The organism is Alteromonas sp. 5NS40-0096 (genome assembly GCF_057544385.1).
Genome location: NZ_BAAJLQ010000009.1, coordinates 47515 through 71264, shown reverse-complemented (window position 1 = coordinate 71264; position 23750 = coordinate 47515). Strand labels below are relative to the sequence as shown.

The window sequence follows — 23750 nt, the reverse complement described above, 5'->3', positions numbered from 1 at the left end:
GGCTCGGAACTCATAGAAGAAAGAACTCCAGATGAAAAGAAAAAAGCATACATCGGGTGATGATGAAGCCCAGGTAGACATGACCCCCATGTTGGACATCGTGTTCATCATGTTGATCTTCTTCATTGTTACTACCTCTTTCGTGAAAGAGAAAGGTCTTGAAGTAAATCGTCCTAAACCAAATCAAACACCACCTGAGACGCCGTCTCGTTCGTTATCTATTCGTATTGACGAAAACGGTCGTATTCAAATGAATGGTCGTGAAGTCGACATCCGTCGAGTTGTAGCGAACATCCAAACGTATCTTGCTGAGAACAATACTGATTCTGCGGCTATCCAAGCCCACGAAGATACTGAGCACGGTGTGGTTGTTGAAGTAATGAACCAAGCTAAGATTGCAGGTATCGAGAAAGTGTCTGTACTTGTTAAATCTTAAGGCAGTTTGTCCTTTTTAAAAAACCGGCTTTATGCCGGTTTTTTTGTATCTAGGGTTTAGTAACGTTGATATCGTCCACCTTAGTTACCGCCCCTGCTCAAACACTGGCATACCGACACCGCACAATCGAATACTCAATACACACTTCTCTTGTTAGGCTAACGCGATGAAAAGAAACAAACACGCAGCGGGTTTGGACGAGGCTCAAGTGGATATGATGCCAATGTTAGACATTGTGTTTATCATGCTGATCTTCTTTATTGTTACTACCTCTCACATCAACGAGAGGGGCCTTGAGGTAAACCGACCTGATCCAAACAATACTCCACCCATTGTCGCGAAAAAGTCACTGTCGATTCGCATCAATGAAAATGGCAATATTCAAATGAATGGGCGCGAAGTTGATATTCGCCGAGTGGTAGCCAACATTCAAACCTATCTCGCCGAACACAATACTGATTCAGCCGCCATTCAAGCCCATGAAAATACTGAGCACGGTATTGTAGTGGACGTGATGAACCAAGCGAAAATTGCGGGGATTGGAAAAGAGCCTGTATTGGTGAAATCTTAAATTTAACCCGTTGACTAAAACCGGCTTAGTGCCGGTTTTTCGTTATGCCTTGCCTTGCTTTTCTTGATACAGCTTAAGCAAAATACTAAACAGATTACTGATATTAAAAATAGAACCGAAGATACTGCCAACTATCACGGCGTAAACCAACCCCAATAATTCGGCCACAATAAACCACTGACGAATTCGCATGGCGTTTTGCAATACGATTGAGCCAACGGTGAAAATCAGCGAGGAGACGTAAGAAAATAGTATGTACCAGGGGTGATCCAGTCCAAACCACTCATAGCAAAAGAAGCCAATATTGCTGGCCATAAATAAGTAGAGGATTTCCTTACTACGATAGCGCATCGCAACAAAGTTACGAATACAAGCCAATAGACAGCCGATGCCCGCTGCCATGGCTCCAAGCATGAAGAAGTGAGCACTTACACTTGCTAAAGCTAGCGCAGAAAAAAAGCGGTACTGATTCACGTCATTTTGACGATAACCGATAAAATTAAGTACAACAGCTAAAGCGCCTAAAGCTTCAGCGAGCCACAGTAACATTCAATATCCTTCGAGAGTTGGTATATCGCGGTATGTTTTCTGCTGGTCAGTCAACATACGAAGAATTGCGCATTGAGTATAGATGACTCAATGATAAAGAGGGCGAGCCCCCGTCAAAGCGCGGCGATTATAAAGCGAAGTCAGCATTCATTACCACTTTCAGCGCAAACTGGATTTAAAATTTTAAGTAAAAGTCTTTACACAGCTTGCGATAAGCATCGGTATATTCACCGCTTTGTGTACGAATCGTCATTGACTGGACTGTTTGTTCGTTCTCAGTTCGACCAAAGAGGTAAGCGCCTAAATAAGGTGGCAGGGCTGGGCTGGCATGGATGAGCAACTTGTTGTGTACGTAAAACCCATTGTTCGAGGCGTTTTCCAGCAAATATGCCTCCCTCGCATAGGGGAACACCATTGCCATTTTCCCATCATCGGCTAAATGGGTTTGGCTCCAGCCGAACAAGCCATCAATATCCAAAGCGTCTTCTTGTCGGGCAGTATGTCTTTCTTTGGATTGCTGATGATATGCCGCTGAGTTTTTTGTCGCGCCAGCAAAATAAGGCGGGTTAGTTACAATAAAATCGAATGGCTGCGCTGGCCGGTATGCTAAGAGATTACCGTGAATCACCTGTAGGCGTTCAGCCCATGGACTCGCTGCAACATTGTCGTTGGCTTGTCGGTAAGCCGCTTCATCAATTTCGATGGCCGTAATGGCTGCCGTCGCTGCTGTTTTTTGTGCCAGCATTAGTGCCAACAAGCCACTGCCCGTACCGATATCGAGAATCCGCTGGCTCACAACAGGTTCACACCAAGAACCTAAGATTATGCTGTCGGTGTTCACCTTCATTGCGCATTGATCGTGAGCGACAAAAAACTGCTTGAACTGAAAACCCTTGGCTTTAGCCATGCGGTGGATTCACTCTTGGTTGAAGTTGAATCATCCAATTGGCAACGGTTGGTCCATTGACTGGTCGATATTTCTGCCATTTCCCAATCAATAGAGGAGAGATTAGTTGCAGGCCATACTGACCGATTCGTTCACCAAGGCGTAGCTTGTCTCGCTGACCGATCAATACAGATGGACGCACAGCAGCGGCGTGATTGAGTTGTGGCATGTTCAAAATCGCATTTTCCAGCTCGCCTTTTACGCGCAAGTAAAAATGGCGACTTTTCGCATTAGCTCCCACACTTGATACCCAAACAAATCCTTTTGCACCTTGACTCCGAGCCAGCTGCGCTGCGATATGAACATATTCAAAATCGACTTTCCGAAATGCTGCCTTACTGCCCGCCTGTTTAATCGTTGTGCCCAAGCAGCAATAAACGTGGTCAACCGTAAAGTAGCCCTGATAGTCGTCCAGCTGTTCGAATTCAATAACGATAGGACGCAATTTGTGATGAGGGTCTCGGTAGTCTTGTTGACGCAACGGTTTGCGAACCAGACAGACAACTTCGCTGTAATCGGCATTGGCCAAGAGTTGGTTTACTAAGGCTTTTCCAACCAACCCACTTGCCCCAAGAACTAACGCTTTCAACCGAATTTCCTCTCTCACCACTTGTATGATTTGGTGGGTTTAATACAATCACAGACTTCAAAGACGACAGTGTACATAATAATGAAAAAATATCTTGCTCTGGGAGCCCTCATGTTGGGTAGCATTGTACAAGCTCAGCCTCTTTCAATCGAACGTATATTCCAATCGCCGGGCCTTGATGGAAAAGCCCCGAAGACGCTAAAAGTGTCCCCTGACGGTCAACGCGTCACATTTCTACAAGGCAAGGCGACAGACTACAACCGCCTAGACCTTTGGGAGTACCATATTCCTTCGGGTAAAACCCGTATGCTATTTGACTCAGATGAGCTATCAAGTGGCGAAGAAGAGTTATCGGATGAAGAAAAAGCACGCAGAGAACGCATGCGCTTATCTGGTTCGGGCATTGTAAGTTATCAATGGTCAAACGACGGCAAAGCCTTGCTGTTTCCTCTAGGTGGTGATGTTTACTATCACAAACTGGGTGAGAAAGGTGCCGAGCGCTTGCTTAATACTGACGCCTTTGAAACCGACATTAAACTGTCGCCCAAAGGTAACTTTATTTCATTTATCCGCAATCAAAACCTGATCATCAAGCACATCGCTTCAGGCAAGGAAACCGCCGTCACCACGCAAGGCGGTGGCACCCTAAAATACGGCATGGCGGAATTTGTCGCGCAAGAAGAAATGGGCCGTATGACGGGCTACTGGTGGTCTCCAGATGAATCTCATATTGCATTTACCGAAGTGGATGAGTCGCCAGTAGAGGTGATTACTCGCTCTGAGATTTACGCTGATGAGATTAAAACGATAGAGCAACGTTACCCTGGTGCAGGCACACCAAACGTTAAGGTTCGCCTTGCGATTTACGACGTCGCATCGAAGACAGAAGAATGGGTAGATTTAGGTCAGAACACTGATATTTATTTCGCTCGCGGCAAGTGGATGAACGACAGCAAAGTCTTCACCTACCAATGGCAAGATCGCACTCAACAAGACCTTGAATTACGCGCCTATGATTTAGCAACCAAAACGCAATCTGTGTTAGTAGCGGAACACAGCGACACTTGGGTCAACTTGCATGACGATTTGCGATTCTTGTCTGACAACAAACACTTCGTGTGGGCGTCAGAGCGAGACGGCTATAAACATTTATACCTGTACACCAACGAGGGTAAATTGGTTCGCCAACTCACCAAAGGCGAATGGGTCGTGGATGAAGTCGAAGCTATCGATGAGAAAACGGGTAATATCTTCTTTAGCGGCCGCAAGGATACGCCACTGGAGAAGCAAGTCTACAAAACAAACGTAGCGGGTGGCGATATCGCTCGCGTATCTGAACTTGGTGCATACAGAAATGTCGTTTTCAGTGGTGATGCATCGATTTACATCGACAAGTTTTCTACGATCAATAGTCCTTTCCAAGTCAGCTTACACAAAGCCAATGGCGATCAAATCACGTGGTTGGAAGAGAATGCCTTGGACGAAAACCACCCGCTTACACCTTACATGAGTGATTGGGTTGAGCCCGAATTCGGTACTATCACAACCCAAGATAATGCAGAGCTTATCTACCGCATGTACAAGCCTAAAAAATTAGAAGGCAAACACCCTGTAATCGTTTATTTATACGGTGGTCCTCATGCTCAAGTGGTCACTAACCAATGGGCAGGGAATCGCGGTTTGTTGTTCCAACATTGGGCCAATAAAGGTTATGTCGTTTTCACACTCGACAATCGCGGCTCAAACTATCGCGGCAAAGGTTTTGAAGATCCTATCTTCAAGGCGATGGGCGGTATTGAAGTTGCGGACCAAGTCGCCGGAGTTGAGTTTTTGCGTACACTGCCATTTGTCGATGCCGAGCGTATTGGCGTGCACGGGCATAGCTATGGTGGTTACATGACATTGATGACAATGTTCAAAGCTGGCGACTATTTTAAAGCTGGTGTATCTGGCGCGCCAGTGACCGATTGGCGCTTGTATGACACCCACTATACCGAGCGTTACATGGGTAACCCAACAACAGACAAAGCGGCCTATGACGCTTCATCGGTATTCCCTTACGCCAACGATCTAAAAGGGCCATTGTTGATTTACCACGGAATGGCGGATGACAATGTGTTGTTTACTCACAGCACTAAACTTTACAAGCACTTACAAGATTTGGCGAAGCCGTTTGAGGTGATGGACTATCCAGGGAAGAAACACAGTATTCGTGGAAAGAATACAGGTATTCACTTGTATCACACGATCACGAACTTCTTCGATCGCAACATCGGAAAATAACAACAAAAACGGGGCAAAAGCCCCGTTTTTTATTACTAGCCAAACAGTACGTTAGCCAGCGTTTTCTGTACGCTCGCGGCGGTGCTCCTGCCTAACTCTACAGACAAGGGCTCACTCTTACCCGATACCCAAATATACAGCTCAGCATCAGTATCAAAATGTCCCGCCGTTTCAACTTTAAACTGTGTAACCGCTTTAAACGGAATGGAGTGATACTCGACCTTAGAACCAGTTAACCCTTGCTTGTCGATAAACATAATACGGGCAGACGTGAAGACGATTAAGTCTCTCACTAGCTTATACGCACTGACCACACTTTCACCATCAGCCAAGATAGGTGCCAACTCTTCTTGAATAGATGCGGCATCGGTCTCGCTCGCGTTGCCCATTATTGCGTCTAAAAATCCCATGTTTCACTCCTGTGTTGTTATTGCGGTGGTTTTTCACAATCACGATCAAATCGTTTCATGTGTTTGGACAGCGATACGTCTCGTTTACCGCTTTGTTTAAATCGTCTTAAGTAGTCATTGACTATAGGCACTATTGCCGCGTTTTGCTTGCTAAAAATCAGAGCATTCGGCACCGAACTAATTGGCTGGGGCGACCGATGAAATTTGAGGTGGCAAAAATCTTGAGTGTTGAACAGGCTGATGGCGTTGTACTGATTCATCACTAGGTAGTCACAACGTGCCTTTAATAGCATTTGTAACCCCGTTTTTTGGCTTGATGAATCCACCCGCTGTACTGATTGGGTAAAGCGTTCGGTCAACGCCGGGTATACGTAAGCCCTTCGCGTACAAATCCGTTCGTTGCTCAAAGTTGTCAGTGAAAAATTGTCTTCAAATGGCTCGGTACTATACAAAAAGCTCGCATTGGGGCTGAGCTCTTCGGAACTAATAACCAAATTAGGCTTTTTCAGCCACACCAAGCTTGATAGGAATACATCGGCTTTGCCAGTATAAATAAACTGCTCACTGCGGGTGCGATTGGCGTCAATATATTCGACGAACAGCTGATTGTCGTCTGCCATTGTATTAAAAAAGTCTACGACCAAACCAACGTACTGGTTGCTGTCGGTGTCTAAATACAAATAGGGAGCAGCGCCTGGCGAATTTACCGCAAACACCAATCGCTTGGGGGGTTCTGCCTTGGCTTCAGCAACAACGCTTAAGGCACTGGCAAAACCAATCCACCAAACGGTTGCAAATAAGATTGTATTTATCGTTGTTAAACGCAAACTGCTGCCTTTTAATCCGTACCAAAACTAGGTCGCATTGACCTAATGTAGAACGATAAAGAGAGAAGGTAAACCAACTAGCCCTCTTTAGGTATTATACGACAGCATTCCTTCCACAGGTACAGGTTTGCCAAGCGCAAAGCCTTGGCCATAGTCTACCCGTAGCGCCTTGAGCGCATCGCTCGTTTCCATATCTGTGACAAATTCAGCGATAGTCTGTTTGCCCATACTATGAGCGATGCTATTGATGGCTTTGACTGTAGCGTGATCAATTGGATCTCTCGCCATATTGCGAACAAAGGAACCATCAATTTTGACATAATCAACATCAAGGTGTTTGAGATAGGTAAACGACGACATGCCCGCGCCAAAATCATCAAGGGCAAATCGGCACCCTAAGTCTCTGAGTGTGGTAATGAAGCCTTGCGCCGCAGTTAGGTTAGTGACGGCAGTGGTTTCGGTTATTTCAAAACACAATTTCTCAGCGGGCACTAACGACGCTTGCACTCGCTGCACGATCTTTCGCAACAATGCTTCATCACCCAGCGTGATTCCAGACAAATTGATGGCGACTTTCGCTAGGGATTCGACATGCTGTGGTACGCTTTCTAAAAACGCCAAGGTGTTGTCGACTACCCACCAATCAATCTTATTCATCAAACCATGACGTTCGGCCAACGGAATAAACAGTCCTGGACTAACCAATTGATTATTAGCTTCTTTTAACCGTAAGAGAATTTCATAATTTAAGCCTTCATCGCGGCCGTGAAGTGGCACAATGGGCTGCCCATATAACTCAAAGCCATCGCCTTGGATTGCCAAATGTAAAGTACTCAGTGTTTGGCTTTCGGCCACATCAAGTTCTTGCTGCTCTTGTGTCGGTTGATAAATATAGTATCGATTGCGCCCCAAGTATTTAGCTTGATAACACGCATTGTCAGCCGCTTTTATCATTTCAGCTGCCGTATGGTTATGCGTATTGACCTCAATCACCCCGATACTCGCGCCCACAAAAAAGATGTTATCTTCGAAGACAAATCGGTAATTGGAAATATCATGCAGCAAGGTATCGAGTTTTCGGGTTACATCATCTAATGTTTGATTGCGGAAAATCATACAAAATTCATCGCCACCAATACGTGCTAGCATGTCTTTTTCTGCCACATGAGTAGAAAACAGCAAGGCGATTTCTTTGAGCAGACGGTCTCCGGCAGGGTGGCCACAACTGTCATTTACCAGTTTGAATCTGTCCATATCGACAAAACACATCACCGCCGATTCTTCTCCTTTGTCGACCCTTGAAATCAGTGATTTCAATTGGTTGTCAAAGGCATAACGATTCATTAAGCCGGTCAATTGGTCATGATTAGCTTGATACGCCACTTCTGCCTGTAACTCGAGCTCTTTAGTGACGTCTCTGGCAATCCCCTCAACCGCGATGAGGCTTCCGTCACTATCTAGTACTGGGGTATCGGCGTATTCGATGACTTTGATATCACCGTCTTTTCCCATGTAGTGCATCAAGTAAGGTTCTGGTTTGCGGCCGGTTCTTATCGCTTTTCGAATAGAAAAGGTCGCATCAGGGATCTGATGCAGCACGTTTTTTTCTACCTTGCAAAACTCCTCTGGCGCATAACCCAAAATCGGCTTGACCCCTGCGCTGACGTAAATAAAGTCGTGGAACTGAGTTTTGGTATAGACAAAATGGCGATTCATACCATCGACAAGACGCCGGTACTTCTCTTCACTTTTTTGCAACTCGCGCTGCGCTTTAAAACGCTCACTGACGTCTCTTACCGTAATGGCTAAGTTGTCTCCCGCTTTAACCACTTGGATTTTCATCCATTCTGGGGTGATCAAGCGCGTGCGAATCTGTACGTAGTGTTCCAAAGGTCGTCCTGTTTCTGATACCTGTGATACCGCACTAAACAACTCTCCCTGACCCAAGGTCACCAGCTGCTTGGACAATGGATCGTGACAAATCTTGCGAATGTCACCGGCAAACATTCTTAGGGCATACGTGTTGGCTTCAACGAGTGAAAAATCGTCCGCTTTGGGCTGATAGATCATGATGGCATCGAGAGCGGCGTCACTCGCCGTTTTGTAGCGTTGTTGACTCATGGACAACTTGAACGCACCAATTAGCTGTTTGTGGAAGAACCAGGTCACAACGACAGACATCAAAATGCCAACCAAAGCCACAGCAAACCCGGCGTTAAACCCTGTAATTTGAGACTGCATTCGCAATTGCCACTGCCGCCCGACAAAGGACATGATTTCAGGTTCTACGACGCTGCTGTCATCAATAAAATCGCCATTGGCAAACAATACTTGGTCGATATCAATAATTTCAAATGCAAACTGCGGCCCCACCAGCTCTCCTAGCATCACCGTTAATATGGTATTGATATCAAAACTCGCCACGATAAAGCCATGTTCAGGTTCTTGCGGGCTAATAGCCCTGCCTACGGCGACATAGTTGTGCCCATTGTGGTTGGATTGGATCAAAGCGTGTGAAAAGGTTTCGGCATCGGCGAAAAGCGTAAGACCAGTGACACTGAGATGCTGCCCCACCAAACTGTTATCAAGGCGCGTTTGTACACCAAATTCCGGGGAGACGACCCATTTCACAATACCGTTCTGATCGGCGTAAACCAAAGAGCTAAACCCCCGCTGCATCCCCATTAACGACACGGCTTGGGCATTGAACCAATCAACGGGATTCGGTTCATAAGTGGGCCAGGTGCGCATCAAGTTCACCAGTGCTTGTTCTCTTTCTTGTGAAAAAACTTCGAGACTGATCTTAACTTGCTGTGCAACTGAGCTGGCTTTCGATATTCTTGCTTGGCGCTCTTCTTCGGCCATGAAAAATCCCAAGCTCAAAAACAATATCGATAGCAGTATTAAGAGCGCGAATGGCAACCAATAAATACGTCGTTTTATCGCTTCTGACATAAACTTCATCGTCACAGAAATGTCGTTGAAGTATAGTAAGCCTTCATGACGAATTTATGACTCAAACGCGTCGTTGCCATACTCAAGAAAAAGCGACGACTACAAGGAAACTACATGACAAACAGCGTCACCCAACCGACATACGAAGATATTCTTTCTGCCCAAAGCCGTCTAAAAAGCATCGTAAAGCAAACACCCATTGCAGAATCTTCGCTACTCAACCGTTGGATGGGCCAGCGTATTTTGTTCAAAGTAGAGTGTGTACAGCACACCGGGTCATTCAAATATCGCGGTGCGTCAAACTTTCTGGCTAAACTCGCTGAACAACATCAGTTGCCCCAAAAAGTTGTAGCCAATAGTTCTGGGAATCACGCCCAAGCAGTCGCGAGAGCTGGTCATACTTATGGCCTAGATACGACGATTTTTGCTGGCCAGAGCATCTCCCCTATCAAGGCGGCCGCTACGCGAGCTTATGGTGCAACATTGCGAACCTTCCCTACACGCCCAGAAGCCGATGCAGCGGTAAAAGCAGCGGCAAGTGAACCCAACACCGTTTGGATACCGCCTTTCAATCACCCTGATATCATCGCGGGTCAAGGAACAGTGGTCGCAGAAGCCATTGAACAGGTTGGCCATGCAGATGCGGTATTTGCCCCTTGTGGTGGTGGCGGATTGCTCAGCGGGTCTTTGTTAGCGACACGAGCACTGTTGCCAAACGCCGTCGTGATAGGTTCAGAACCGCAAGTGGCAAACGACGCCTCCTTGTCGTTGCAAAGCGGAGAGATCCAAAGCCTATCTGGCCCGGTACAAACACTGGCTGATGGCGCGGCAACACCCGCAGTGGGAGAATTTACCTTCCCGTTACTGCAGGAATTAGATGACTTTTACGAAGTCAATGAGCAGCAAATTGCTTATTGGACTCAATGGCTGCACCACCTTTTAAAAATCCACGTTGAACCTACCAGTGCCATGTCTATGGCAGCGGTGACGTCTTGGGCCATCAATAATGAACCAGGCCAAACGGCCATCGTCGTGCTGTCTGGTGGCAATATTAGTCAACAAAGCATGGCGCAGGTATGGGAAACAGATTACCTACAACAACCTCCAATCATTCATGGAGAGGAAGCACAATGATAAAAACGACAAAATGGAAATGGCGCTGTCTTGCCGCACTGGGGGCATTACTAGTTAGTACCTCATCGTATGCCGAGACGGTTTTGGTAACAAACATCAAAGGTAAAACGCTCAATAAGACAGGGGATCTTGTTTCATTCTCTTCGATGCTAATTGATGATGGCAAAGTGGTAAGTTTGAATCCTAATACAAACAATGCCGACACGGTAATAAACGGCCAAGGCAACTACCTACTACCAGGTCTTATCGACGCTCACGGCCATTTGCTCGGATTGGGTGCGAATTTACTGGAGGTCAATCTTCGCGATAGCACCAGTGCCGAAGATGCCGTCAAAAGTGTTCAAGAGTACGTCTTTGCAAACCCGAACCAAGCTTGGATCACAGGTAGAGGTTGGAACCAAGAATTGTGGTCTGACAAAGCCTTCCCCACTGCCGCTGATTTGGATAGTGCGATTAAAAACAAGCCCGTGTGGTTGACCCGCGTGGACGGCCATGCAGGTTGGGCCAATAGTAAAGCGCTAGAATTGGCAGGCATTACGCCTGACACCCCTAGCCCAGCAGGTGGACTCATTGCCAAAGACAGTGAAGGAAACCTCACTGGTATCGTTATTGATAACGCCATGGCATTAATTGAAAAGCACATTCCCAAAGCCGATGCTACCGTTTATAGCAATCAGCTCAATGCCGCAGGTCAACATCTGCTTTCGCTGGGCATCACGTCAATGCACGACGCCGGAGTCGACCAGAGCGTTTATGAGTTCTATCTCGCTCAAGCGGCACAGTCAAAGCTGCCGTTGCGCGTGTATGCCATGCTTAGTGCCACTGATCCTAATTTAAAAATGATGCTGGGCAATGGTATTGTTCGCAGCAACGATGACATGCTGTTTGTTCGCAGTGTTAAAGCTTATGGGGATGGCGCATTAGGCAGCCGTGGTGCTGCATTGATAAAACCTTACTCTGACGCTCCTCGCACTCATGGTTTACTGCTTACTCAACCAGAGGATATGGACGAACTCTACACTACGGTGTTGGGCTCAGGCTTCCAGCTTAACTATCACGCCATCGGTGATAGAGCGAACCGCCTAGCACTCGATGCCTTTGAAAGAACGTTTAAGACCATAGATGCAGATCATCTTCGCCACCGCATTGAGCACGCCCAAGTCATCAACGTAGACGACATCAAACGATTTGTTGCACTGGGTATTCTGCCGTCAATGCAACCAACTCATGCTACAAGTGATATGAATATGGCTGTGGCTCGAATTGGTAAAAATAGGATGGCAGGGGCATATGCTTGGAAAACCTTATTAGAGTCAGGTATTGCATTGCCGTTAGGCTCAGATTTCCCAGTGGAACTTGCCAATCCGTTTTATGGCCTTCACGCCGCTGTCACACGTCAAAATCGCGAAAACCAGCCAGTAAAAGGGTGGTATGAACACGAGGCGTTGACCATAGAACAAGCGTTCAAAGGTTTCACGTTGGATGCGGCATACGGTGGTCATATGGAAGACACCATTGGCAGTTTGGAACCGGGCAAATGGGCTGATTTTATCTTAGTTGATCAAGACATTTTCTCAGTGCCAGCAAGTGATATATGGAAAACTCACGTTATCCAAACATGGATTGCAGGGAATAAGGTCTTTGACGCCAATCAGTAGAATTTGAATTAACGCGTTTCGAAAAAAGCCACGTCAAAAACGTGGCTTTTTTACTATTGAAATGAAAACTAATAAAGCGTGCGAATCCAACGCTCTTCATTAATGAATTGCCAAGACCAGGCATCCCACTTTTCATCCAAGCCTATAGCTAACACTTCATCCAGAGTTTTGCCCTCTAATTTGAGCCCTTGTACATAAGCATGGGTGTTTTGAATCATGTTTAAGAACAACAGATAGTCTTGCTTAGTCGCCAGTGAGCCGTGACCTGGGATGATTTTAGTGTCATCGTCAATGCGGCTAATTATGGCACTGACTGACGCCATATAGCCCTCAACCGTTCCACCTGCCCCCAAGTCGATATAAGGAAAGGTGTCTTTAAAGAACAGGTCGCCAGTATGCACAACATTCGCGTTTTCAAACCAAACCGCACTGTCACCATCAGTGTGGCCAGCAAACAAATGGAAAACGTGAATAGTTTCGTCATTGAAATGAAACTTCAAACCATCTTGATAGGTCACAACGGGCAAAGCCGCTGGCACAGGTGTCTCGGCCGACGCCAAACGGATGCGCACATTTTCATGCGCAAAAATCGTTGAGCCGTGTTTTTCATTGAAAACGGCGTTACTACCGGTATGGTCACCGTGATAATGGGTGTTGATAATAAATTTCGGCGACCCGCTGCCAAGTTTATCTAGCTCAGCTGAAATTTTGTCAGCTAGCGGAGCAAATTGGTCATCGACGATAAGAATGCCATCTTTACCCGCCGATACACCGATATTTCCGCCTGCACCCACCAACATATGCACTGAGCCACTTACAGCTTGTGTATCGATTTCAACCCCTGCAAACCGATCGTCAGCCAGAGCGCTGTGAGAGAGTAACGCTGCCGCGATCACTAACCCACCAAGGGACTTTTTCATTGTTGTATTCCTTTCGTCTAGTGTGTTTTACATTGCGATTGTGTTAGCTCACGCAACAAGGTGTTGCGCACGAACCAACAAGTTGATGCTTTCGCGCCAACCTTGGTATGAGTATGAAGTACAACCTCTATTGGTTTACTTCATCTCTTCTACAAAGGCGAACCTCGGTATGGTTTTTCCGTCTTTTTCCACCGTTTCAATGAACATTTCATAAGGCCTTACCCACAATGCTCCTTCTCCATAAAGTGGACGATAAACGACAAGTTTTGATTCGTCTTCAGAGTGTGTTGCCACATCAATAACTTGATAGTCATTTCCTTTGTAGTGTCTATAACGACCGGGTTTAAGCAAAATAGATTCTCCCATTTAGTTCACGCTGGACAATTTTATGGCGGCTAACGCTTCATTGATGCAATAGTGGATGAACAAAGCCTAGCAATTCTACCTAAAACCACAAACAATCCGTACCTATGATACAAACGCTTTAGCTAGTGGTCCAAAGGCAGTGCGAGTTGCTCACTCACACTGTCTTGCGCCAAACCGACATGCACACCGACTAAGCGAATACCTCTGCCCCTCGCTCGCTCAAAGGCCTCTGCCAATAGCGGAGCAAACTGGTGCTCTTTATATACTGATTGGCGATGCTCTACTGTGGTTTGCTGGAAGTCACTGAACTTCAGTTTCACCCCGAGATGTTTAATCCGTGGCGGCTCGTCGCCTTCCTCAAGATTCAGATGTTTATACAACCGTTGTTGGAGCTGGGGAATGAGACGACACATGACGTCATCGCATGATGCGAGTGTATGAATATCTTCACTTAAAGTTCTTTCGACACCCACAGATTTGCGCTTTCTGTGAATAGACAATGCTCTCTCATCTACACCATGCGCTCTGTTCCAAAGATCTTTACCAAACTTCCCCATCAGCTTTTGCAGCCTTTCAAATGGATAGTGACGAATGTCGTCGCAGGTATAGAGCCCGTGATGATTCAGTTTTTGCAGCGACACTTTACCTACCCCTGGAATTTTCCCCAATGGCAAGGTTCTGACAAATTCATCAAGATTTTCTGGCGTAACGACGCACAAGCCATTGGGTTTGTTTTCGTCGCTGGCGATTTTAGCCACAAACTTACAAGGCGCGACACCGGCCGATGCCGTTAACCCAGTGACCTCAAAGATACGTCGGCGGATATCCTCGGCAATCAAAGTGGCACTGCCACCAAATTGCCTACAGTCAGATACGTCTAGGTAAGCTTCGTCTAGGGACAAAGGTTCGATTAAGTGAGTATATTCTTCAAAGATTTGCCGGATGCGTTTCGATTCGGTTTGGTAGACATCCATGCGCCCTTTAACCAAGACAAGATCTGGGCAAAGCCGCAAAGCATAGGCTGTCGCCATAGCGCTGCGCACACCGTATTTTCGCGCGGGATAATTGCACGTTGAGATAACCCCACGACGATCGACGCTGCCGCCAATAGCGATGGGGACATGTGTAAGCGCCGGATTGTCACGCATTTCGACAGCGGCATAAAAACAGTCCATATCGACGTGAATGATTTTGCGCATGACACCACCAAACTGTATATATATACATATATATCGAAATTCACGATAAAACGCAATTTTCCTTTCGAATTTAGCCAATTCTGGAAATTATGGGCTGCGAACCTCGTTCACTTGATTTACAGTAATAATCAATTGGCTCAGCCACTCAGCGCTAATAGAACTACTATGCAAACCCATAATCACTCCCCTCTGTACCGCGGGCTAGAAATGGCCTTACTGTTCATCGTACTACCACTGCTTCTGGCATTTAACCCTATCATTTACGTGAGTTTAGCGCTGGTTGCTAGTGCCCTAATTTACATCGCGTTTATCAGCAGAGGCATTTGGGGAAGTGGTAGTTGGAAAGCCATGTTTAAGGCCGCTAAAAATGCGTTTAGTCTGTCCCAAAACAAATGGGGGGGAAGCCCCATGGTTTTGCGGTTTGCTGTGATGTTCAGTGTGTTTGCTATCGGTTCTAGCGCGTTTGTTTGGTACACCATGCCAGATGATTTTTTTCATGTGGTGATAAACAATACCCTTTTGTGGTTTTTCATCTCGCTGTTTTACAGTGTTTTCTCCGTGCTACCACAAGAGTTCCTGTATCGCGTTTATTTTATTGAGCGCTATGGCGACCTCATTCGTCATCGAGGCACGCTCATTTTGCTAAATGCTAGCCTATTTTGCATTGCGCATGTGATGTTCTTTAATCATTTAGTGCTGTTGTTGACGTTCTGTGGAGGGCTGCTGTTCTCCTATACCTATTTGCGCACGCGTTCTTTCATCGTTGTTTCTGTTGAGCACAGCTTTTATGGGCTTTGGTTGTATACGGTTGGCATGGGAGCCATGTTGGCGTTTCCGTCTGGCACATAAAGCATATTGCCGTTATATTTAAACTATGATTATGTCAATGATGCAGATTGACCCATAACAGGCTGGCACAAAATAATAATGAAAGTTCCGATATCCGCTCTTTTACTCGGTTGTTCCGTCTCCCTAGCATCAGCAGAAGAAGCGGGGAAACTTGATGAATTACTGGCGATGAGCTTAGAGGAAATTCTGCAAGTTGAAGTCGCGACAGGCACAACGAAAGAGCTCGCTGATGTTCCCGCCATTGTTTCTGTCATCACCTCTGAAGAAATCGCACTGACCGGTGCTAGAAACCTGTCCGAGGCGTTAGAACAAATTCCCGGGCTTCACATTATGCCGTCAATTAACCGATTGACGCCCTTGATTGCCATTCGAGGGATTTTTACCGACAGTACACCACAAGTATTGGTCATGATTGATGGCGTTGAAACCTCGGAACTCACGGCGTTATCCGTCCCCTATTCATTCTATTACCCAGTCAATGCCATAGATCGCATAGAAGTGATTCGAGGCCCAGGTTCAGCCGTTTACGGCGCAGATGCATTCAGTGGTGTCATCAATATCATCACCAAAACGGCAAAAGAGGCCAATTCAGTGGATGCGGGGCTCAGAGTTGGATCATTTGACGCCGTCGAAGCTTGGGTCAACAGCACTTGGGTAAATGATAAGTTTAAGGCCGCATTGTCGGTCACCGCTGAGTCTCAGAACAACGATGACAATAGGATCACGCCTTATGGTGTGATGAAGCGCAATCGCGACATGCACAATATTCATCTGAATATGTCCTATGAAGGCTTCACTTTTAATAACTGGTTTTGGCGTTCAGAGCAGTTTATGGGGGTAGGCGCTGGTATTTTTGCCAATGATTTTGATTTGGATGTTATGCAAAATTGGCATTCACAGCTGAGTTGGCAAGGCAGTTTGTCAGAAAACCTCGAAGGCCAATTTGATATCGCGGCAACAAAAGCGGTTTATGAAGCATCGTTTCAGCTGTTCCCTGCGGGTATTTGGCCCGTCGGCGCTGATGGAAATATCTTTCTGCCACCATTCACACCAGTGAATTTCCCCGATGGCGTCATCGGTCAACCCGGAGGCACGACGAATCGAGTCCAATACAATACAGCGTTGATTTACTCGGCGTTTGAGAATCACAGAATTCGCCTTGGATTTGGTGGTGAACACGCTGAGCTCACTGATGTTAACGAAACGAAAAATTTTGGCCCGGGCATTCTGGATACTGCGAATTTACCGGCTGACCTGATTAGCCAGACTATTGTTGATGTGAGTAATACTGATTTTGTTTATACGCCAAACTACGAGAGAGATATCTGGTATGTATCAGTTCAAGATGAATTCAAAGTCAGCGAAAAGCTCGAAGTAACAGCAGGGCTTCGCTATGACCACTACTCTGATTTTGGTTCTACCACTAATCCGCGATTAGCAATGGTATATAACGCATCAGACACCTTCTCGACAAAGCTGATGTTTGGCACGGCATTCAGGGCCCCCAAAGTGGCTGAGTTAGCTTTCATCAATAACCCCACTACATTGGGGAACCCGAACTTAGCGCCTGAAAAAATCCAAACAATTGAAGTCGCTTTTGGCTACCACCCTAACAAGAACTTCAAAAGTAACCTCAATATCTTCAGCTATCAGTCCGAAGACCTTATCCAATTAGACCAAACTTTTACTTATCAAAATATTGGCGAGTTGGACGGCACTGGCGCAGAAATCGAATTAGATTGGCAAGCGACCGAAGCGTTGGTGATAAGGGCAAATGCCTCTTGGTTGGAAACTGAACAACCTCTAATGGATGGAGAAAAAGAGCGAGTACCAGGGTTTACCGCCTATTTTGACGTTCGCTACCAAGTGTCTGAAAACCTCGTATTTACAACCCAAAGCTATGTCATTACCGACCGCAAGCGCCAAGTTGGAGATACGCGCCCAGAAGCCGATGATTACACGCAAACAGACATCAATTTGTTATGGCAACCAAATGACGATTGGGATCTTTCGGCGGGCGTAAAAAACGTGTTCAATGACCAAATCGTTGAGCCCGTACCTAACTCCGCACTGTTTGCCCTAGGCCTCGGTTTCCCCGACGACTACCCGATGCTAAGTCGCAACATTTTCGTTTCCGCCGTTTATCACTTCGATTAACCCGCGATTCACGAGACAGCAATTGGCAACGTAAACTGCGGCGTTACCAGACGACATTTCTCTACATAAAAAAGGCCTTCTTAAAGGCCTTTTTGCTGTTTAAATTTACAAAATTTGATTTTGCTTCCACTCGGCGAGTTTTTTCTCTCGAGCGGCTTCTTTTTCCATGCGCATTTTTTTGCGATCACACGGTTCTGGGCAATCACAGGCTTTTTCGATGCCCAAGGCTCCAAGGCCTCCGCAACTGCCTGAAATCGTTTTGCGTTGAACCATATAGCCAACGGCCATCGCCGCCACCATAATCAAAAAAAACGCGAATGCTAAGATAAATGTAGACATAACTGCCCTCTACTCATAAACCGTAACCAATTCTTGGAATTGGCTCGTTTGATACTCTTCGAACTCTTCGCCATTATAGCGTATTAACAAGGCTGCCAGCGAGGATTCTTCCGCTAGCTTTTTCGCCTCATCCCAGCCCATGACATTAAACGCCGTAGCAAGACCATCTGCCGTCATAGAAGACGGGTGAATGACAGCCACAGACACCAAGTCGTGCCCAATGGGTTTACCCGTTCTAGGATCAATAAGATGAGAATAACGCACACCGTCTTCTTCGAAATAGTTTCGATAATCTCCTGACGTCGCTATGGCATTGTCACCGATCGCGATAAGCTTCTGAACGGCGCGTTCAGTGCTGAGTGGTTTCTCGATAGCAATAATCCAATGATTGCCATCACCTCTCACCCCTTTCACCCGCATTTCGCCACCAATCTCTACGAGATAATTCTCGATGTCATGGCCTTCGAGCAACGCCGCCAATTGATCTACCCCGTACCCCTTAGCAATCGTTGACAAATCGACGTAAAGCATTGGGTGGCGCTTAATCAGCGTATTTCCTCGAACGGTGAGTTTATCTAAACCCACATAATCGCGAATCGACGCGATGGTTTCTTGAGTTGGGATTTTCTCTGGCCGCTTAGTCGGCCCAAATCCCCATAGGTTGACCAACGGGCCAACGGTGACATCAAGTACACCATGGCTAAATTCCCCCAAGCGTATCGCTTCCTCGACAACAACTCTCGTTTCTTCTGACACCGCAAACGGTGTATCGAAACGATTTTGGTTGAATCGGGATAACTCTGACGTAGGGTCATACGTCGACATTAACTTATTAATTACAATAAGGCGCTGTTCAATTTCATCATCCAATCTATCAATTGGACCTGATTGCCCTACCACGTATTTCACATTGTATGTTGTACCCATGGTTTTACCCTGGATGTGTACAACCTGTTTTGGTGCATTGCCACATGCCACCAGTACAACCAACATCAAAGACAGTAAGGATATCTTCAAGGTTTGCAACACGACACTCCCCTGTGTTTAACAAAAAAGGGGCATTAAGCCCCTTTTACATTCAAACTTGATTTGATTAACCGCCGAAGTCATCCAACAGGATATTTTCGTCTTCAACACCCAAGTCTTTAAGCATGTTGATTACTGCGGCGTTCATCATAGGTGGCCCACACATGTAGAACTCACAGTCTTCTGGCGCAGGGTGATCCTTCAGGTAGTTTTCTAGCAATACCTGGTGGATAAAGCCTGTGTAACCTTCCCAATTGTCCTCAGGTTGAGGGTCGGAAAGTGCCACATGCCATTTAAAGTTGTCATTCTCATCTTGCAGCATATCGAAATCTTCAACATAGAACATTTCGCGAAGTGAACGAGCACCGTACCAGAATGAAATCTTACGCTCAGTCTTAATGCGACGAAGTTGATCAAAAATATGCGAACGCATAGGCGCCATACCTGCACCACCGCCAACAAAGACCATTTCCGCTTCAGTTTCTTTCGCGAAGAACTCACCAAATGGACCAGAAATCGTAGCACTATCACCCTCTTTAAGGCTCCAAATGTACGATGACATCTTACCCGCTGGTAGAGACAAATTATTAGGTGGCGGCGTAGCGATACGCACGTTCAACATAATAATGCCTTCTTCCTCTGGGTAGTTCGCCATTGAGTAAGCACGGATTGTCTCTTCATCAACTTTTGATTCGATATCAAAGAATCCGAAGCGTTCCCAATCAGCACGATATTCTTCTGGAATATCAAAATCTTTGTACTGAACGTGGTGAGCAGGTGCTTCGATCTGGATGTAACCACCAGCGCGGAAAGGTACACTTTCACCATTCGGGATTTTAAGCTTAAGTTCTTTGATGAAAGTCGCTTTGTTGTCGTTAGAAATAACTTCACAATCCCACTTCTTCACACCAAATACCGATTCTTCTAGCTCGATATCCATGTCTTGCTTAACTGCAACCTGACAAGATAAACGACAGCCATCACGGGCTTCACGCTTAGTAATGTGGTCAAGTTCAGTTGGCAGGATCTCACCGCCACCTGAATGCACATCAACACGACACTGGCCACATGAACCACCGCCACCACAAGCTGAAGATACGAAGTAACCCGCATCCGCAAGTGCACCAAGTAATTTACCACCTGGTGCAGCAGTAATCGCTTTATCAGGATCACCGTTGATAGTAATCGTTACATCACCGCTAGGTACCAATTTGGATTTAGCGAACATGATGATAAATACCAGCGCCAATACGATGGCAATGAACATGCCGACGCCAAGATAAATTTCAATATTATTCATAAAGTTGCTCCCTAGCCCGACTTACAGCTGAATACCAGTGAACGACTGGAAGCCCAACGCCATCAAACCCGCAATCATGAATACTGAACCCAGGCCTCGCACACCATCAGGCATGTCAGCGTATTTCAGTTTTTCACGAACCGCAGCAAGAAGAACGATGGCCAAAGCCCAACCGATACCGCTACCTACGCCGTAAACGATGCTTTCACCGAAGTTGTATTCACGTTGTACCGCGAACGCAACACCACCGAAGATTGCACAGTTAACTGTGATAAGTGGTAAGAAAATACCGAGTGCGTTGTAAAGTGCAGGGAAGAACTTATCTAAGCTCATTTCCAAGATCTGAACCAACGCAGCGATAACGCCGATGAAGGTCAAGAAATTAAGGAAGCTTAGGTCTGCTTCAGGGAAGCCAGCCCATGCCAATGCACCTGGAGCTAATACGCTAGTGTAGATAACTTGGTTCACAGGAACCGAGATACCCAATACAACGATTACCGCTACACCCAAGCCCATTGCTGTTTTTACTTTCTTTGAAACCGCTAGGAACGTACACATCCCTAGGAACAAAGACAACGCCATATTTTCGACGAAAATCGAGCGAATGAATAATGATAAATAGTGTTCCATGATTACTCCTTAGGCTCGACTTGCTCTGGGCGAATAGTACGGATTACCCAAATTAAACCACCAATCAGGAAGAATGAGCTGAATGGAAGAATAAGTAGGCCGTTACCTTGATACCAACCACCGTTTTGTACTAGTGGCAAGATTTCGAAACCAAGGATAGTACCGAAGCCGAATAGCTCTTTGATCGTACCGATAACGATAAGAACAAAAGAATAACCAAGACCGTTACCAATACCGTCAAGGAAGCTCATCAGAGGTGGACTCTTCATTGCGTAAGCTTCTGCACGACCCATTACAATACAGTTGGTAATGATCAAGCCGACGAAGACCGAAAGTTGTTTCGAGACCTCGTACGAGTAAGCTTTGAGGATTTGGTCAACAACGATTACCAAAGAGGCGATGATCGTCATCTGGATGATGATACGTACGCTCGATGGAATCTGGTTGCGGATTAATGAGATAAACAAGTTAGAGAATGCAACAACGCTGGTTAGCGCTAGTGACATGACTAGTGCTGTTTCCAACTTCGTTGTAATCGCCAACGCAGAACAAATACCCAATACCTGCAGAGCAATCGGGTTGCTGTCTAGAATCGGCCCAAACAGAGCCTTTTTCATTTCTTTAGTATCTGCCATGAGATAACTCCCTATGAACGCCAGGCTTGTTTCTTAAGGAACGGACCAAATCCATTCTGACCAACCCAGTAATCTAGAGTGTTCTGCACACCGTTACTGGTTAGGGTCGCGCCAGAAAGTGCGTCAACCGCATACTGGCTCGCTGGATCTGCGTTTTTCTTAACTTGAATCGCAACTTCACCGTCTTTAAACAGCTGCTTGCCATCCCACTTTGCCTGCCATGCTGGGTTTTGTACTTCACCACCCAATCCAGGCGTTTCTTTCTGCTGGTAATAGATAAGCTCTTTTACCGTGTGACCATCAGCGTCAACTGCAAGGAAACCGTACATTAGGTCCCAAAGTCCGCTGCCGTGAACCGGTAAAATAACGCGGCTTACACCACCGTTTTCACCGCGTACTAGGTACACACTCGCGACATTAGCACGACGTTGGAAACCAACATTGCTACCTTCAACCTTAGAGCTCAAGTTAGGCTCTTTAGCAGCAGTGTACATGTCATAGTCTGCTTCAGGTGCTTCTACAAATTCACCAGATGCAAGATCAACAAAGCGTTCATCAACAAGGTCTTTATAAGTCGTATCAATTTGCTTTCTCGTCATACCCTGTTCAAAAAGACCAGCGGCAGTGAGAATGTTTGTTTTCTTATCAAGATCAGCGTTATCTTTTTGTAGGCTGCGAAGACCAACCGCGGCACCAGATACCACGATTGAGCAAGCCAAACATACGGCGACAACGATGCCGACCGTTTTTCCTAATGATTCTTTCTTAGCCGACACGTGCAAGTCTCCGTTTAATGTTACTTTGCGCTACAAAGTAATCGAATAATGGTGCCCACAAGTTAGCGAACAAGATTGCTAGCATCACACCCTCTGGGAAAGCAGGGTTAAGTACACGAACCACAACGGTCATGAAACCGATGAAAATACCGTAAGCCCATTTACCTTGGTTAGTGAACGATGCTGAAACTGGGTCAGTTGCCATAAAGAACATACCAAACGCCAAACCACCAACAACGAAGTGCCAATGCGCAGGCATAGCAAACATTGCATTGGTGTCGCTTCCAATCATGTTGAGTAACGTACTGAATACTGCAACACCAACAGCAACACCAGCGACAATACGCCAGCTCGCTATTCTCAAGTAGATGATGAACAAACCACCCAGCATAATCGCTAGTGTCGATACTTCACCTGCAGAACCAGCAATAGAACCGAAGAAAGAATCCCACCATAGCGCCATGTTTGAGTAATCTAGGTTACCCGCAGCCGCTTGGCTCAAAGACGTTGCACCAGAATAGCCGTCAGCCGCTACCCATACTTGGTCACCCGAAATTTGCGCCGGATAAGCAAAATAGAGGAACGCACGACCAGATAGTGCAGGGTTAAGGAAGTTACGGCCAGTGCCGCCGAACACTTCTTTCGCAATTACAACACCAAAGGTGATACCCAGCGCCACTTGCCACAAAGGGATAGTCGCAGGTAATGTCAAAGCGAATAGTACTGAAGTTACGAAGAAGCCTTCGTTAACTTCGTGTTTGCGAACTGATGCAAAAAGGACTTCCCAGAAACCACCAACAATAAACGTTGTCGCATAGATAGGTAGGAAGAAACACGCACCATAGGCCATCATGCCTAGTACGCCGATGTCGCCAGTGATGTCACCACCTAGCGCTGCGAACAACAAGGCTTGCCATGCATCAGGTGCAGTACCCGCACCAGCGGCAATGGCTTCGTGCGCTTGTAAACCAATGTTGTACATACCGTAGAACATGGCAGGGAAAGTCGCCATCCACACCATGATCATGATGCGTTTCAAGTCGATGCTGTCACGAACGTGAGTAGACGACTTGTTGACTTTACCAGGCGTGTAAAAAATCGTAGCCACTGCTTCGTACAATGCATACCATTTTTCGTGTTTACCACCCGGCTCGAAATTCGGTTCGATCTTTTCTAAATACTCTTTCAAACCCAT

Annotated in this window: 23 protein-coding genes; 7 read left to right on the top strand and 16 right to left on the bottom strand. The window is 46.3% G+C overall.

What is annotated here, in order from left to right:
- Positions 1-31: 31 nt before the first annotated feature.
- Together AC27G9_RS19800 and AC27G9_RS19795 are read left to right on the top strand one after the other, a co-directional pair.
- A complete protein-coding gene (locus AC27G9_RS19800) occupies positions 32-436 on the top strand; it encodes an ExbD/TolR family protein (protein WP_487076235.1) in 405 nt (134 codons plus the stop codon).
- 166 nt (positions 437-602) lie between these two features.
- Complete coding sequence (locus AC27G9_RS19795) at positions 603-1007, top strand: ExbD/TolR family protein (RefSeq protein ID WP_487076233.1); 405 nt, start codon at positions 603-605, stop codon at positions 1005-1007.
- Positions 1008-1049: 42 nt separating this feature from the next.
- Here the strand turns inward: AC27G9_RS19795 and AC27G9_RS19790 are convergent, their stop codons facing one another.
- The 3 genes from AC27G9_RS19790 to AC27G9_RS19780 form a co-directional block, all read right to left on the bottom strand.
- The gene (locus tag AC27G9_RS19790) at positions 1050-1556 is read right to left on the bottom strand and encodes a YgjV family protein (RefSeq protein ID WP_487076231.1); all 507 of its coding nucleotides are present in this window, start codon (positions 1554-1556) and stop codon (positions 1050-1052) included.
- A 175-nt stretch (positions 1557-1731) separates the two neighbouring features.
- Positions 1732-2463 (bottom strand): tRNA1(Val) (adenine(37)-N6)-methyltransferase, encoded by a 732-nt coding sequence (locus AC27G9_RS19785; RefSeq protein WP_487076229.1) that lies wholly within the window; start codon positions 2461-2463, stop codon positions 1732-1734.
- Positions 2456-3097 carry an NAD(P)H-binding protein gene (locus AC27G9_RS19780; RefSeq protein WP_487076309.1) on the bottom strand — a complete coding sequence of 214 codons (642 nt, stop codon included), beginning with the start codon at positions 3095-3097 and terminating at the stop codon, positions 2456-2458. Before AC27G9_RS19780 ends, AC27G9_RS19785 begins: the two co-directional genes overlap by 8 nt.
- A gap of 75 nt (positions 3098-3172) precedes the next feature.
- Here AC27G9_RS19780 and AC27G9_RS19775 point away from each other — a divergent pair, with 75 nt between their 5' ends.
- Entirely contained in the window at positions 3173-5374 is a 2202-nt protein-coding gene (locus AC27G9_RS19775) for a S9 family peptidase (protein ID WP_487076227.1), read from the top strand.
- Between the two features lie 35 nt (positions 5375-5409).
- Here the strand turns inward: AC27G9_RS19775 and AC27G9_RS19770 are convergent, their stop codons facing one another.
- The 3 genes from AC27G9_RS19770 to AC27G9_RS19760 all read right to left on the bottom strand — a co-directional run bounded on the left by AC27G9_RS19770 (position 5410) and on the right by AC27G9_RS19760 (position 9566).
- On the bottom strand, positions 5410-5784 hold the full coding sequence (locus AC27G9_RS19770) for a PH domain-containing protein (RefSeq protein WP_487076225.1): 375 nt from the start codon (positions 5782-5784) through the stop codon (positions 5410-5412).
- Between the two features lie 17 nt (positions 5785-5801).
- On the bottom strand, positions 5802-6611 hold the full coding sequence (locus tag AC27G9_RS19765; protein ID WP_487076223.1) for a substrate-binding periplasmic protein: 810 nt from the start codon (positions 6609-6611) through the stop codon (positions 5802-5804).
- An 87-nt stretch (positions 6612-6698) separates the two neighbouring features.
- Positions 6699-9566 (bottom strand): putative bifunctional diguanylate cyclase/phosphodiesterase, encoded by a 2868-nt coding sequence (locus tag AC27G9_RS19760; RefSeq protein WP_487076221.1) that lies wholly within the window; start codon positions 9564-9566, stop codon positions 6699-6701.
- Positions 9567-9680: 114 nt separating this feature from the next.
- On the opposite strand from AC27G9_RS19760, the gene AC27G9_RS19755 reads away from it, so the two are divergent.
- Positions 9681-10700 carry a serine/threonine dehydratase gene (locus tag AC27G9_RS19755; RefSeq protein WP_487076219.1) on the top strand — a complete coding sequence of 340 codons (1020 nt, stop codon included), beginning with the start codon at positions 9681-9683 and terminating at the stop codon, positions 10698-10700.
- On the top strand, positions 10697-12358 hold the full coding sequence (locus tag AC27G9_RS19750) for an amidohydrolase (RefSeq protein ID WP_487076217.1): 1662 nt from the start codon (positions 10697-10699) through the stop codon (positions 12356-12358). Before AC27G9_RS19755 ends, AC27G9_RS19750 begins: the two co-directional genes overlap by 4 nt.
- 68 nt (positions 12359-12426) lie before the next feature.
- On the opposite strand, the gene AC27G9_RS19745 is transcribed toward AC27G9_RS19750, so the two are convergent.
- The 3 genes from AC27G9_RS19745 to dinB form a co-directional block, all read right to left on the bottom strand.
- Positions 12427-13278, bottom strand: a complete 852-nt coding sequence (locus AC27G9_RS19745) for an MBL fold metallo-hydrolase (protein ID WP_487076215.1) — start codon at positions 13276-13278, stop codon at positions 12427-12429.
- A gap of 135 nt (positions 13279-13413) precedes the next feature.
- Entirely contained in the window at positions 13414-13644 is a 231-nt protein-coding gene (locus AC27G9_RS19740; protein ID WP_487076213.1) for a DUF1653 domain-containing protein, read from the bottom strand.
- Positions 13645-13766: 122 nt separating this feature from the next.
- Positions 13767-14843, bottom strand: coding sequence for a DNA polymerase IV (gene dinB / locus AC27G9_RS19735; protein ID WP_487076211.1), 1077 nt, complete (start codon positions 14841-14843; stop codon positions 13767-13769).
- A gap of 165 nt (positions 14844-15008) precedes the next feature.
- Here dinB and AC27G9_RS19730 point away from each other — a divergent pair, with 165 nt between their 5' ends.
- Positions 15009-15692 (top strand): CPBP family intramembrane glutamic endopeptidase, encoded by a 684-nt coding sequence (locus AC27G9_RS19730; RefSeq protein ID WP_487076209.1) that lies wholly within the window; start codon positions 15009-15011, stop codon positions 15690-15692.
- Between the two features lie 78 nt (positions 15693-15770).
- Complete coding sequence (locus tag AC27G9_RS19725) at positions 15771-17849, top strand: TonB-dependent receptor plug domain-containing protein (RefSeq protein ID WP_487076207.1); 2079 nt, start codon at positions 15771-15773, stop codon at positions 17847-17849.
- 105 nt (positions 17850-17954) lie between these two features.
- Here the strand turns inward: AC27G9_RS19725 and nqrM are convergent, their stop codons facing one another.
- The 7 genes from nqrM to AC27G9_RS19690 all read right to left on the bottom strand — a co-directional run bounded on the left by nqrM (position 17955) and on the right by AC27G9_RS19690 (position 23750).
- Positions 17955-18188 (bottom strand): (Na+)-NQR maturation NqrM, encoded by a 234-nt coding sequence (gene nqrM, locus AC27G9_RS19720; RefSeq protein WP_487076205.1) that lies wholly within the window; start codon positions 18186-18188, stop codon positions 17955-17957.
- A 9-nt stretch (positions 18189-18197) separates the two neighbouring features.
- Positions 18198-19181, bottom strand: coding sequence for an FAD:protein FMN transferase (locus AC27G9_RS19715; RefSeq protein WP_487076307.1), 984 nt, complete (start codon positions 19179-19181; stop codon positions 18198-18200).
- A 100-nt stretch (positions 19182-19281) separates the two neighbouring features.
- Positions 19282-20514, bottom strand: coding sequence for an NADH:ubiquinone reductase (Na(+)-transporting) subunit F (gene nqrF / locus AC27G9_RS19710; RefSeq protein ID WP_487076203.1), 1233 nt, complete (start codon positions 20512-20514; stop codon positions 19282-19284).
- 21 nt (positions 20515-20535) lie between these two features.
- Positions 20536-21144: an NADH:ubiquinone reductase (Na(+)-transporting) subunit E gene (nqrE, locus tag AC27G9_RS19705; protein ID WP_487076201.1), complete on the bottom strand. Its 609-nt coding sequence runs from the start codon at positions 21142-21144 to the stop codon at positions 20536-20538.
- 2 nt (positions 21145-21146) lie between these two features.
- Positions 21147-21779, bottom strand: coding sequence for an NADH:ubiquinone reductase (Na(+)-transporting) subunit D (locus AC27G9_RS19700; RefSeq protein WP_487076199.1), 633 nt, complete (start codon positions 21777-21779; stop codon positions 21147-21149).
- Between the two features lie 11 nt (positions 21780-21790).
- Positions 21791-22555 (bottom strand): Na(+)-translocating NADH-quinone reductase subunit C, encoded by a 765-nt coding sequence (locus AC27G9_RS19695; RefSeq protein WP_487076197.1) that lies wholly within the window; start codon positions 22553-22555, stop codon positions 21791-21793.
- Positions 22545-23750: an NADH:ubiquinone reductase (Na(+)-transporting) subunit B gene (locus tag AC27G9_RS19690; RefSeq protein WP_487076195.1), complete on the bottom strand. Its 1206-nt coding sequence runs from the start codon at positions 23748-23750 to the stop codon at positions 22545-22547. Before AC27G9_RS19690 ends, AC27G9_RS19695 begins: the two co-directional genes overlap by 11 nt.